Consider the following 13214-nt stretch of genomic DNA (forward strand, 5'->3'; position numbering starts at 1 on the left):
TTTTGCCTACAGATTACATCCGATCCGGCGTCCGTCTTCAATGGCGTTCACGATGAGGCTGCCGACCTGCGCGCCGTTGACCGAGCCCGCGCAGAGCACTTCCTTGACCGAACCCTTGAGCGCTTCGAGCAGGCTGGTGTCGGGCTCCTGCGAAAGAAGCACCATCACCGTGTCGGCTTCGATGAGTTTGCGCTGATTGTCCTTTGTGGTGATCACCACGCCCTGATCGGTGATCTGGTCGCAGGTCACGCCGCCGAGCAATTGGACGTCCTTCTTGGCGAGCCACGGCTTGAGCCGATCAAGATAACGGGGCGGGATGCCTTTGCCGAACGTCTCGGAAGGTTCCAGTACCGTCACCTCACGGCCGCGCTTGCGGAGGAAGACCGCGCCTTGCAGCCCTTCGATCTGCCCGCCGATGATCGCCACGCGCTTGCCGATGGGCAGGAACAGTTTGGTCAGCTTGTTCAAAAGCTCGGGCCCGAAAACAAGCAGCGGCAGCTTGACCTGTTTCGACAGGCTGTTGACGCCCGCGACATTGCGGTTCTCGACGCCCTTGAGCGAGGGCAGTCTGTACAGGCCCCCTGTTGCGATGACCACGGCGTCCGGCTTTTCGGCAAGGATCTTGGATACGGTGGCTTCCTCGCCGAGCCTGACCTTGATGTTCAGCTTGCCGACCTGCGTGGTCAGATAGCTGATGATGGGGCGCACATCCTCGACCTCAACGCCCTTGATCATTGCCGCGAGGGGCAATTTCCCGCCGAGGCGCGAGCTTTTTTCAAACAGCGTCACGTCATGCCCGCGCAGGGCGGCGACGCGGGCCGTCTCCATTCCGGCGGGGCCGCCGCCGATGACCACAACCTTCTTTTTCTTTTCGGCTGGCCGGATGGCGAAAAGGCTTTCCCGGCCCATGGCGGGGTTGACCCGGCAGCGGCGCGGGCGGCCCACCGGCGGATCTTCGCAGGTCCCGCAGCGCGTGCAGCGCACGATGTCCTCAATGCGGCCTTCCGCGACCTTGCGGGGGAATTCCGGGTCGGCCCAGAGAACACGCCCGAAGGCCACGAGATCCGCCTTGCCTTCTTCAAGGATCTTTTCGGCCTTGGCCTCGTCGAGGCGGCCTACGGCGATGACCGGAATGTTCACCGCCTGCTTGATGGCGGCAGCGGCGGGGATGAGCAGGCCGTCGCCCATGAAATCCTTCAAGTAGGGCTTCATGTGTTCTTCCGGCTCGGGATAGGGCCAGTAGTCGGGCAGATAGCGGAACGGCAGCGGCCCGAAGCCGTAGCCGGACACGCTGATGTACCGCACGCCCGCGCCCTCGAAAATCTTGGCGATGGCCACGGTTTCCGCGATGGTCAGCCCCCTGTCGGCACCCCACTCCTGACCGTTCATGCGCAGGCCGAGGGGGTAGTCCGCGCCGAGGCGCTCGCGCAGCCCGGCGATGATCTCGAGAGGCAGGCGGGTGCGGTTTTCGAGGCTCTGGGGGCCATACTGGTCGTCGCGGCGGTTCCAGACCCGGCTCACGAAACTTTCCAGATAGTAGCCGTGCGCGCAGTGGACTTCGATGCCGTCAAACCCGGCGGCTTTGGCGCGTTCGGCGGCCTTGAAATAGAGTTCCTTGTCCTCCGCGATTTCTTCGGCGGTGAGGCCGCGCGTGGGCTTGCCCACCGGCGGGGGACATGGGATTTCATCCGGCCCGAGATCGGAGGGGCCGATGGGCAGGCCGCCGCCGTGCCCGGTCATGGCCGAGGCCCCGGAGTGGTGGAGCTGGCAGAACACGGGGCAGCCGTGCGCGTGGCAGCGTTCCACGAGGCGCTTCATACCGGGGAGGAACCGGTCGTCGTGGAGCGCGCCGTAAGCCCCGGCGGGATGGTCGGAACGCCATGTGATGGCGGATACGATCACAAGCCCGACCCCACCGGCGGCGATGGCTTCGTAAAAGTCAATGACCCTGTCCCCGGCCGAGCCGTCGTCCTCAAAAAACCAGCTTGACTGGGGGGCCTTGATCATCCTGTTTTTCAGGGTGAGGCCGCTTCCGAGCGAAAGCGGTGACAGGAGCTTATGGAATTGTCCGGTGCTCATGCCGTCTCCTTGCGTGTGTAGAATGTATGGTTGACCCGCGCTGGGCGGGATTTCGGGCAAAGTGAGGGCTCCGGCGGAGGAAGGGCCGCCGGAGCCGTGGGAATGGCGGGAGCCTGCTAGAAGGAGTAGAGAACGCAGACCGCGCCCTTGAAGTTGTTCTTCTTGGATTCGTAGTCTTTCCAGACGTTGGAATCGAGATCCATACGGATGTAGCCGAGTTCGAGGAACAGGCTGAGGTTCTTGTAAATCTTGTATTCCGAATCGACGTTCGCTTCCCACGCCTTGTCGGCGGTGGTCATGTAGTACATGGAGGAAACCGTTTCGGAGGGCTTCGTGATCATCTTCTGGCGGACATTTTCGGTATTGTTGGTACCGCGATAGAAGGCCACGCGGAGGGTGTGGCTGAGGTCTTCAAAGAAAGAAATGTCCTTCAAGTGGGCCACGATGCCGAACGTGCCGTCGACGCTGGTGCCGAGGACCTGCTGGGCGCGGCAGAAGTTCGTGCCGTCGAAGCCGTAGGAAGTCACCTTCACGTCGGGGTTGATGGTGGGCAGGCGCTCGGAACCGTTGTTGACGTTGGCGTCGTCGCCGGAGGAATACCATGCCGTGAGGCCGGGCGTGACGGATTCCATCTTGTATTCGGCAAGGGCGGACACGATCCAGCCTTCGCGTTTGACGTCGATCTTCTTGCCTTTGGTGCTGAGGCCTTCGCCGAGATCGACACGGCCATAGGTGGCGTCGAGGGCGAAGCGGAAGGGATCAAGCACCTTCAGTTCTGTCGTGAACCCGGCCCACCACGCGTCGCCGTGGCGATCGGTCAGGCTGTTGCCCGTCAGGGTCTTGTTGCTCACGCCGAGAGGCAGCAGGCCCTGCAACAGTTTCTTCTGGTCACCGGAGGCCCCGGCGTTTTCAAAGCTGTCGCGGCCCACAAAACCGTACATGGCCCACGGGGTCACCTTCACGCCATCGAACTTGAGGGGCAGGGTGATGCCCGTGAAGTCCATGGCGTCGCTGTAGTGGTATTGCTTGCCGTAGTCCGTGGCGCTGTCGGTGTTGTCGTTTTCGGCGCGCAGCCAGAAGAGGGTGGCTCCGATGTTCTTGGTGAATTGGGTGGACAGGGTGATGCCCGCGCCGTCCGCGCCGCCTCCGCCGAGGATGACGTGCGGAAGGGCGAATCCTGGCAGGCTGAAGTTCTGGAGGCCCATACGGACTTTGGCTTCCGTCTGGGGGATGACCCAGTCAACGTAGTTGTAGCGGACCTTGACCACCTTGCCGTCAGTGCCGAGGGACGCGCCGTCCGCGCCCTTGCCCCAGTTCTGGGGTCCGATTTCAAAATAGACGACACCCTTGAGGCTTTCCGACGCGATGACGTCGATCTGCGTACGGATACGGGTGGCATTCTGCATCTTGTCGGAGCCGTTGTGTTTTTCAAAATTACGGTCCGCGAAGGACATGGCATTGTGCCATAGGCCCTTGGCTTTGATGTCCACGGCGTTGGCGGCGGATGCGGCGCCGATCACCAGACCGGCGGCCAGCAGCAGGGTAATCACTTTCTTCATGGGATCCTCCTCAGTTTCTCCTCAAGCGTTTTGGATTGGTGCAACAGCTTGTGTCTTTTCGTTCAATCGGAGAGGCCGCTGCCCGCCACGCGGACTGTCCCACGACGCAACCACAGCGAAAGATTGAAAAGAACCTGATCCCCCACGGAAAGCCGTTTCTCTCCCGGATGGGGACCGGATTGCGCCTGTAACGGTATCCTGCTTATGAGAACAGCAAAGAGTGGGCCAATATCAGCATGTTACACGCATATGCGAAAAAGAGGAATCATTTTACAGCATTAGAAAGGCATATCGTGAAAAGTGTCTTCAATGCTGTTCATATTGAAACCATGTGTATATGAACATGTCTTTTTTATGGACACAGCTTGAAGAGGCCATTCATGAGAGGAATGGCCTCAAGGGGCGACCTGAAAGGTCAGGGGGAAGGGATTATGGATGAGGAACGCGATCCCGGCATAGCCGCCATGATCCGGAAGGATCGCAGAGAACATACTTCCGGTCACATCCGGAGGCGTCAGGCGGTATGGCTAGCGGTATTCATCGGGGTTGAGGCCGAGTTTTTTGAGCTTCACGTAGAAGCCACCGCGTGAGATGCCGAGGAGTTTGGCGGCTTCGCGGACATTGCCCGCCGTCCGTTCGAGCGCGGCGAGCAGGCGTTTCGCTTCGTGGCCGGGCAGCGGTTTTCCTGTGGGTGCGGAAACCTCGGCCGCGGAGATCCGGGCGTGAAGATCGGAAAGCCCGATGACGTCGCCTTCGGCAAGGGCCACGGCCCGCTCCAGAACGGTTTCCAGCTCCCGGACATTGCCGGGCCACGGATACCTGAGTAGGGCCTCCATAGCTTCGGGGGCGATGGGCTTCGGCTGTTTGCCGAGGGCCTGCGCGAACCGGGAAGCGCAACGGGCGGCAAGAGCCTCAATGTCAGAACGCCTTTCGCGCAGCGGTGGAACCGTTATGGTGTATTCCCGTAAAAGTTCATGCAGTTCTTTAAGAAAAAGCCCTTCGCGCACCGCGTCGGAAAGCCTCGGGCCTGCCCCGGCGATAAGGCGGACGTTTACTGTGCGGCCTTGTCCTCCGCCGACGCGGGCGGTTTCTCCGCCGCGCAGCAGGCGCACGATCCCCAGCTGTGCAGTCAGGGGGAGAGCTTCCACGCCGTCGAGGAACAGCGTGCCGCCATCCGCCAGCTCGCATTTGCCGGGCCTGCCGCCTTCACCATCGAATCCAAACAGTTCGCTGCGCATAAGGCTGCGCGGGATGCCTCCGCAGTGCACAGCGACGAAGGGGGCCTCCCGGCGGCGTCCCGCGTTGTGGATGGCCTGAGCGAAGTCGTGCCGCTCCGTCCCTTCCTCGCCCGTGAGCAGGACCGGAGCGTCATGCCGCGCGGCGCGGCGGATCGCCTCCCGTACTTGGGCAATGGCGGGGGAGTCGCCCGGAATATCGTCAAGCGCGTAGACCGCCCCGGCCCCGATTGTGCGGGCCGCGAACCCGCACAGGCGGCGCGATTCGCGCAGGGCCAACACACCGCCCTTGCCCATATCGAGCGGCGCGAAGGAGAGTACGCACGGGAGCGTGCCGTTCGCGGTGTGCAGCAGGGTTTCCCGATCCAGAAAGGCATTGTGCTCGTCAAGGATGTCGCGGCGCACGGCCTCGGAAAGTATGGCGTCCCGCAAATGGAGATGGGGCGGCAGCGCCTCCAGCCCGAGCATGGATAGCCCGCGTCCGTTGGCGAAACGGATTTCGCCGGAGGCGTCAACTTCGAGGATGCCCTCGTCCAGCACTTCCATGATCGCACGTTGCCTGCCGAGGATGGCCCGCAGGTGGAGCTGTTCCGCGATGGCATGGGCCGAAGCCTCCACCATGCCCCGCGTATGCGGATGATAGGATTCCCGGGCGATGGAAACATTGAGGACGCCTGCAAGCGTGCCGTCTTCGTAGCGGATGGGGGATGCGGTGCAGCTCCAGACATGATGCCGGGCGCAATAGTGCTGTGCGCCGATGATGGTCACGGTCTTCCGTTCGACAAGGCAAGTCCCGATGCCGTTGGTGCCGGATACGGCTTCCGTGGCGATCTGGCCGGGAAGCACGTCGGGCCCGTCGCCCTCACTCCGCAGGGTATGCAGCACGAGCCCAGAGCCGTCTGTCAGTGAAATGCTGCATCGCGTGGCGCGCACTACGGAAAACAGTTTATCCATGATGGAACGGGCGCTGCACAGCAGATCGCTGTTGAGGCGCAGGGCCTGCTCAAGGAGCAGCGCGTCCACGCGTACAATGCTGTTGGCTTCCGTGGTGATGCCGGATTCCCGGCAGCGCTCCCAAGAGGCGAGGATGAACGGGGGGATATATTCGGGATCCACGGGGGCGGTCCCGTCGCGGAATTTTTGCCATTCCGCATACAAGGCTGCGTGCAGGGCTGGGGATGCCTGATCCGGCGCCTGAATCATGAGTGAGGGCATGGAGTGACCATCCGGAGAAAAACCTAATAGCCTGAACACTGCGAAAAAAACAGATTATCGCCTTTCACATACTCGAAAGTGATACCGGAAAAGCCTCCTCCGGGCAAACGGAAAATGCGCGAGTCCCGTCGGGGCTCCGCCTCGTGCCTTGCTGAGAGGCTTTGCCCCCGGACCCTGCAAGAGGTTCCCCTGCCAATGCGGGCGCGCCGGAGTCGGTACAAGTGGGAGCGGGTGAATTCCTGCTAGCACGCAGGTTGTGCTTTGAGCTTATGCGTGTTTTCGTCGGCGGCATTGCCGCTCAGCGGAAAACGGGAGTGGGGGGTAAATGAAAGGCATCGCGGGCGGCATTTCGCCTATGGGAAAAAGCATGGGGAAAGGCATTCAGCGCAAACCGGAATGAATTCCCGGCGCGCCGTTTTCCCATCAGCGAAGCCTAATAGGGAAGTGGAGGGGCCGGAGGAGGCATACCCCGTGTGGGCCCTCACATTAAAGGGGTTCCTCCCTCCGGTGCCGTCCAAGGTGGCTGGAAACTCAGGCGCTCTTGGTTTCGCCTTCGCCCATTGGGGAAAAGACATCCGTCGCGTTGCCCCGGCTCTTGCCGAGGCCGAGCAGGGTTGCGGAAAAAGCGGTCACGAACATGGCCATGAACAGGATGAACATGGAGGCGTATTGTCCGATGCCGTAGGCGGCCTGACCGGGGGCCTGCGTTTCCATGATCCACCCGCTGGCGAGCTGAAGCAGGGCCGTCCCGATATAGGAGTAGATGTTGATCATCCCGGTGGCCGTGCCCACGATTTCGGGGGGGAAGTCCTCTTGTACCTTGGTGAGGGCGATGCCGCCGAACCCCCCGCAGAAGATGCCGAAGGCGAGACTCCAGACCGGGAGCAGGGAGGCGGGGAGCACGGGATGATCCGCAAGCAGCGGCGCGGCGAGCAGGATGGTGACGCCGCTGGCGGCGAGGAGCAGGGCTCCCTTGGACCACCGGACCCACGTCACGATGACCCCCACCAGCGACGGGCCGACCACCGCGCCGAGGGCCATGCAGAAAAGGATGCCGCCCGCCGTGCCCTTGTCGAGGCCGTAGCCCTGAATGAAATACGGCCCGGCCCAGAGCCCGGTCATGGCGTAGAACGACCCGTACATGCAGAAGAACCATGTGGATACGCTCCAATAGGTGCGGCTGCGGACGATGCGGAGCATGGTTTCACGCAAGGGCGGGGCGGGGTGTTTGCGGGGAGCGATGGAAACCCATGCCGGGGCGTACCCGGCCTCTTCGGGGCGGTTGCGTACCCACAGCCACGTGGCGCCGGCCACAAGCACGGTCGCCGCCGTAGCCGCAAACATACTGCCGCGCCAGCCCACGGCCTGCGAGAGCAGCATGAGCGGATAGGTGGCGAGGAGCATACCGCCCGTACCGAGGGAAAGGATCAAGCCCGTGCCGAGGGCGTGCCGTGCCGGAGGGAACCAGTACAGGATCACCCGCAAGGCGGGCACGAAGACCATGCCCATGCCGACGCCGATGAGCACGCGGCCGGCCGTCGCCGCCGTTACCGAGCCGGAAAGGGCGAACAGGAGTGACCCCGCAGCCCCGATGAGGAGGAACGAGGCGATGGTGTTGCGCGAACCCCAGCGGTCCGAAAGGATGCCCGCCGGGATCTGCATGAACCCGTACGGGTAAAAATAGGCGGAGCTCATGACCGACATGAGCCCGCCGCCGACGGCGAATTCGCGCATGATATCCACGGCGAGGGTGCTCGTGGATGTCCGAAAGAAACTGACGAGCGCATAGCAGATGGTCAAAATGGAAAAAATAAACCATGCATGTCGGGCCATGGCTTTGGATGAATGGGGGGACATAGGGCCTCCGTGAAAGCCGCGCCCGCCGGACGGGAGGGCGCAGCAAAGCCTTCCGGCGGAAATGCTTTCCGTCGTCGGCTTTTTCGGGAATAAGGGGGGACGTGCGTCCGGCGGGACGCCCTCAACAGGGGCTGAAAGCGTCCCGCCGGGGGATTACTCCTTGCACGGGATATCGAGCTTGAGCGCCTTGATCGCGTTGCGGTACAGCAGGTTGGGCAAGACTTCAGGCTTGAAGGGCAGAGCCTTGAACTGCTCCACGCCTTCACGGAAGCCGATGAACGGATAGGCCGTGCCGAACAGGAAACGCTCGGAGAGGAAGGTATTGGCGGCCATGACGTAATCGCTCACGCCGGGCATATTGTACATGTACATGTCAGGGCAGAGGTACAGGTTGGGGCGCTTGAAGGCCACGAACAGGATTTCCGTAACCCACGGATAGCCGCCGTGCGTGTTGATCACGGTCATTTCAGGGAAGTCGCCGCACACCCGGTCGATGATGATCGGGTTGCTGTGGCTGAGATCCGGGCCGTTGCCCCCGCCGCCCATGAGCAGCACCGGGATGCCGTGCTCGGCGCAGTATTCGTATATGGGGTAGATGCGGCGGTCATCGGCATACATGGGGCTGGTCAGCACGCCGGGCTCCATGCCCACGGCCTTGAGCGGCCCGTTCACCACGAAACGCTCGATCTCCTCCAGCGCCTTGGCGCGGTTCGTCGGATCGATCCCGGCGACGCCGATGAATTTTCCCGGGTAATCCGCGACGATGGCGGCGATGTCCTCGTTGGGCACGTTACCCATGAAGGCATTGGCCTGACGGCCCGGCACGACACCCAGCGTCACGCCGCCTTCCTCCATTTCCTTGAGCATCAGCTCCATGTCGCCCTGTTTGGCGGACGGCGGGGGAACCATGCCGAGCCTGCCGCTCCAGCTGGCGATGCGTTCCTGATTGCGGAAGATGTGCATATTCAGAAAACCGCGCGTGGCGGGGCGGAGCCTGAAATCAATGATCATAACGTTTCTCCCGGCCCTTGCGGGCCTGTTGGCGGTGCGTCCGCAGCGGGCGCTTACTTGATGGAACACCCGGCCTGGAAACCGGATTCGATGGCGGTCAGGATTTTGCCGACGGAGGCGCAATCCCCCACGCGGGCACAGGGACAGCCCATCTCTTCAAGCTCGGCGGCAAGGGCGTTTTCGGCCCGGTAGCCCACGGCAATCACGAGCGTGTCGAAGTCGTCAAACCAGCGTTCCGAGCCGGAAGGGAATTTGGCTTTTACCTTGCCTTCTTCGGTGACTTCAAGCACCTGCGTACTGGTAAGGAAGCGCGTGCCGTACTCCCTGAGGCGCTGCATCAGATAACGGCGGGTACGGGATTCCATATCCTTCGCCAGTTCGGGCTGGAGTTCGAGGATGGTCACGTCCGAACCCTGCGCGGCGAGGAACTCGGCGGTTTCACAGCCGATAAGCCCGCCGCCGATGACGAGCGCCTTTTTCCCGGCTTTGGCTTCACCGGAGAGGATGCTCTGGGCTACCACCGCGTTCCGGGCCTTGCGGCAGAAGCCGGGGAATACCGGGGCACTGCCCGTGGCAACGATCACGGCGTCCGCGCCGAGATCCCGTACCGCTTCGGGCGTGAGGGCGGCCCCGAGATGCAGCCCGACGCCCGCCCGCTTAAGCTGACGCTCGAACCAGCCCGTGACATGGCCCAAATCTTCCTTGTACGGCGGTTTGCAAGCCACGTTGAGCAGACCGCCGAGGCGATCCGATTTTTCATACAGATCCACCGCATGCCCCCGGGACCGGGCGGCAAGGGCGGCCTGCATCCCGGCGGGGCCGCCGCCGATGACCGCGACTTTCCTGGAGGACGCCACGGGATCGAGAGCGTACTTGCCTTCCGCACCGGACAACGGGTTCAGCGCACACCCGATACCCGTTCCGCGCGCGGAGCCGGCTACGCAGCCTTCGTTGCAGCCCACGCACCGGATGATGTCTTCGGTCTCGCCCGCCGCAACCTTGGCGGGCAGGAACGGATCGGCAATGAGCGCACGGCCCATCGCCACCATGTCCGCATCCCCGCGATCGATGATGCCCTGAGCCGTCTGCTCGTCGGCTACGCGGCCCGCAACGATGACAGGCACGGCGGCCTCAATGCCGTCGCGCACGGCGCGGGAAAGGGGCGCGTTCCAGCCCTTCTCCACGCAGGCGGGCGGGGAAACCATGAAATTCGTCTCGCGCAGCCCCACGGAAACATGCAAAGCGTCGATGCCGTCGGCTACCAGCCGCTTGGCGAGAGCGACGGAATCCTCCAGCGTGGTGCCGCCGGGAAGCCCTTCAACGGCGCTCATACGGTAAGTGACCGGGAAATCCGGCCCCACGGACTCGCGGACTTTGCGGCAGACCTCAAGGGCGAAGCGCATACGGTTTTCCAGCGAACCGCCGTATCCGTCGGTGCGCCGGTTGGTATAGGGGGAAAAGAACTGGCTGATGAGATAGCCGTGCGCCCCGTGGATTTCCACGGCGTCAAACCCGGCTTCGCGGGCACGGACGGCGGCCTTGCCCCAGCATTCCACGAGGCGGGCGATTTCCTCTTCGCTGAGGATCGCGCTGTTGTCGTAAGGGGTCACGCCGGGGATGGCGGATACGAGAGGCACGGCATGGCCCGAGAACTGGGGGAGCGCGGCGCGCCCGCCGTGCTGGAGCTGGATGGAGATGCGCGCCCCGTGCCGCTTCACGCGGCGGGCCAACTCGGTGAGGCCGGGCAGGCGCGCGTCGTCCGCGATGCTCAGGCCACGGGAGAAGGAGTTGCCGGTGGGATCGACGGACGTGGCCTCAATGGTGACAAGCCCGGCCCCGCCCTTGGCACGCTCTTCGTAGTAGCGGAGCATACGCTCCGTGACGCCGCCGTCCGGCGCGGCGTATTTCGTACACATGGCGGGGAAGACAATCCGGTTTTTGATCAACAGCGTGTTGATGCGGATTGGATTGGTGCAACAAGATGTGTTCATGGAACCTCCAGATGAGAAAGACATCTTGCCTGCGGCAATGCAAGCCATGTGCCATCTTTCCGGCGGATGAGGCGTGCCGCGCCGGGCCGTTTCCGCCTTTTTCCTGACCCCCGGAATTCATTCCGATACAGTGGGCGGCTCTGAATATTCCCGGTGTTCCCACATCTTCGCTTCCCCGTCCAGACAGTGTGCCCGGTGTGCAAAATGTGGGCATGTATTGGTAGACATGTTCATAGAATATGATTTATAATAGACACACGTAAACATGCTTTGTGCGGAGAGGAACATGGAAGAGCATATCGAGCGGAACAAAAGGGTCCTTGAACAGTGGGAGCGCTTCCACAGGCAAGAGCCCGTGGACGAATCCGCCGTCCGGCCCCTGATCCTGCGTTCATGGAAGCGCTGCCGCCTTCAGGGGGTCAGGCCGGACAACGCCTCCAAAGTGTCCCTCAGCCCCGCCGCGCTGGAAAAGCTGCTCGATCAGAACGAGGATCTTGTGGCGGTGGCCAAAAGCATCATGGAAAAGCTGTATAACCCCATCAGCACTTCGCGCAGTTTCATTTCCCTGTCCGATGCGCAGGGGATCGTCCTGCACGCGCTCTGGGACAATACCGGCAGTTATCCCATCCCGCACCTCGCACCGGGCAACCTCGCGGCGGAAAGCGCCTCGGGGACCAATGCCATCGGGACGTGCCTCGTGGAACATACGCCTGTGGAGACGCTGGCTTCGGAACATTACTGCCGCTCGTTCCATGGCTGGTTCTGCTCGGCGGCCCCCATCAGGGACAGCCGGAACGCCATCGTCGGCGTGCTCAACGTGACGCTCCCGAGCGCCCTGTACCATCACCATACCCGGGGTATGATGGAAGCGGCGGCCCACGCCATCGCGGAACAGCTCCGCCTGCGGCTGCTCCTTCAGGAACAGAAGGCCATCATTGAAATGTTGGATGAAGGGGTGGTCGTGCTGGAAGGCGAGGGCACGATACGGACGCTGAACAACAAGGCGCAAGCCATGCTCGGCCTGCCTCCGGACGCCGTGCACGGCAACATCCAGGACATCATCTTTTCCAGTGACATCATCCGGGCGATCCTCTCGGAAAGCGGCCAATTCAGCGATCAGGAAGCGTTCCTCCAGCTCAAGGGCGGTTCGCTCAACTGTATGCTTTCGCTCACCCGCTTGGAATCGGGGAAAGGCCGGGTGCTGACCCTGCGCGAGACCAAAAGGATCAAGGAATCCGCCGTGCGCGTCACCGGGGCCAAGGCCGTCTATACCTTCGATCACATTGTCGGCAACGCGCCTGCCACGCAGGAGGTCGTACGCATGGCCCGCATGGCGGCCCAGAGCGATGTGACCACCCTCATCCTCGGGGAAAGCGGCACGGGCAAGGAACTTTTCGCGCAGTCCATCCACAATGGGGGCAGGAGGGCCAACGCGCCTTTCGTCGTGGTGAACTGCGGGGCGCTGCCGCGCAACCTCGTGCAGAGCGAGCTTTTCGGCTATGATGAAGGCTCTTTTACGGGCGCGAGCCGTCTTGGGAAGCCCGGCAAATTTGAACTGGCGGACAACGGGACCATTTTTCTTGATGAAATCGGGGAGATGCCCCTTGAAGCGCAGGTAAGCCTGCTCCGCCTGCTCCAGAACGGCGAAGTAACCCGCGTGGGAGGCAAGCACACCCGCCTCGTCAACGTGCGGGTACTCGCAGCCACGAACCGCAATCTTGAAAACGCCATCCGTCAGAACGCGTTCCGCGAGGATCTCTACTATCGCTTGAACGTCTTCACCCTCAACGTGCCTCCCCTGCGCGAACGCAGTTCGGACATCGCGCTTCTGATCAACCATTTCCTCGATCACTTCGTCGCCTCCCTCGGACGCGGCCCCTTGCGGGTTACGGATCGGGCTATGGATGTGCTTCTCGGTTACCCGTGGCCCGGCAATATCCGTGAGCTTGAAAACGTCATAGAAAGGATGGTGCATATGTCGCAGGGGATACCCACCATCGACATTGACGTGTTGCCCGCGAACATCCTCAATCACGAGGGCATACCGGGGGTCGTGCCGCGTCCCGCCGTCCCTCGGGGGCTTCTCTCGCATCAGGAGAAGGAAACCATCGTCCGGGCGCTTCAGGAGGCCGGAGGCAACATCCGGGCGACCGCGAAGGCCCTCGGCATTTCTCGGAGCGGCCTGTACGTCAAGATGCGCCGTTTCGGCCTGTCGCCGGACGAGTGTCGGTAGGATTCGGGAGGGAATGGGAATTGAGAAATTTGGA

General features: G+C 62.5%; 7 protein-coding genes. 1 reads left to right on the top strand and 6 read right to left on the bottom strand.

All coding sequences use genetic code 11. The features are described 5' to 3' along the window. Positions 1–6: 6 nt before the first annotated feature. The 6 genes from HMPREF0178_RS13980 to HMPREF0178_RS14005 form a co-directional block, all read right to left on the bottom strand. The gene (locus HMPREF0178_RS13980) at positions 7–2079 is read right to left on the bottom strand and encodes an FAD-dependent oxidoreductase (RefSeq protein WP_009368689.1); all 2073 of its coding nucleotides are present in this window, start codon (positions 2077–2079) and stop codon (positions 7–9) included. A gap of 116 nt (positions 2080–2195) precedes the next feature. Next, positions 2196–3638 carry an outer membrane homotrimeric porin gene (locus HMPREF0178_RS13985; RefSeq protein ID WP_009368690.1) on the bottom strand — a complete coding sequence of 481 codons (1443 nt, stop codon included), beginning with the start codon at positions 3636–3638 and terminating at the stop codon, positions 2196–2198. A 527-nt stretch (positions 3639–4165) separates the two neighbouring features. Next, positions 4166–6088, bottom strand: a complete 1923-nt coding sequence (locus HMPREF0178_RS13990; protein ID WP_009368692.1) for a sigma-54-dependent Fis family transcriptional regulator — start codon at positions 6086–6088, stop codon at positions 4166–4168. A gap of 531 nt (positions 6089–6619) precedes the next feature. Next, positions 6620–7945 (bottom strand): nitrate/nitrite transporter, encoded by a 1326-nt coding sequence (locus tag HMPREF0178_RS13995; RefSeq protein ID WP_009368693.1) that lies wholly within the window; start codon positions 7943–7945, stop codon positions 6620–6622. A 153-nt stretch (positions 7946–8098) separates the two neighbouring features. Continuing rightward, positions 8099–8956, bottom strand: coding sequence for an amidohydrolase family protein (locus HMPREF0178_RS14000; protein ID WP_009368694.1), 858 nt, complete (start codon positions 8954–8956; stop codon positions 8099–8101). A gap of 53 nt (positions 8957–9009) precedes the next feature. Further along, a complete protein-coding gene (locus tag HMPREF0178_RS14005; RefSeq protein ID WP_009368695.1) occupies positions 9010–10947 on the bottom strand; it encodes an FAD-dependent oxidoreductase in 1938 nt (645 codons plus the stop codon). Between the two features lie 286 nt (positions 10948–11233). Between HMPREF0178_RS14005 and HMPREF0178_RS14010 the strand changes: the two genes are divergently transcribed. Then, on the top strand, positions 11234–13180 hold the full coding sequence (locus HMPREF0178_RS14010; protein WP_009368696.1) for a sigma-54-dependent Fis family transcriptional regulator: 1947 nt from the start codon (positions 11234–11236) through the stop codon (positions 13178–13180). Positions 13181–13214: the final 34 nt, after the last annotated feature.

This window comes from Bilophila sp. 4_1_30 (assembly GCF_000224655.1).
Classification (GTDB): Bacteria; Desulfobacterota; Desulfovibrionia; order Desulfovibrionales; family Desulfovibrionaceae; genus Bilophila; species Bilophila wadsworthia.

Excerpts from the sequence above, each read along its gene's own strand:
- HMPREF0178_RS14005 (WP_009368695.1), bottom strand. The coding sequence starts at position 10,947 with ATGAACACATCTTGTTGCACCAATCCAATCCGCATCAACACGCTGTTG.
- HMPREF0178_RS13990 (WP_009368692.1), bottom strand. The coding sequence starts at position 6,088 with ATGCCCTCACTCATGATTCAGGCGCCGGATCAGGCATCCCCAGCCCTG.
- HMPREF0178_RS14000 (WP_009368694.1), bottom strand. The coding sequence starts at position 8,956 with ATGATCATTGATTTCAGGCTCCGCCCCGCCACGCGCGGTTTTCTGAAT.
- HMPREF0178_RS13985 (WP_009368690.1), bottom strand. The coding sequence starts at position 3,638 with ATGAAGAAAGTGATTACCCTGCTGCTGGCCGCCGGTCTGGTGATCGGC.
- HMPREF0178_RS13980 (WP_009368689.1), bottom strand. The coding sequence starts at position 2,079 with ATGAGCACCGGACAATTCCATAAGCTCCTGTCACCGCTTTCGCTCGGA.
- HMPREF0178_RS14010 (WP_009368696.1), top strand. The coding sequence starts at position 11,234 with ATGGAAGAGCATATCGAGCGGAACAAAAGGGTCCTTGAACAGTGGGAG.
- HMPREF0178_RS13995 (WP_009368693.1), bottom strand. The coding sequence starts at position 7,945 with ATGTCCCCCCATTCATCCAAAGCCATGGCCCGACATGCATGGTTTATT.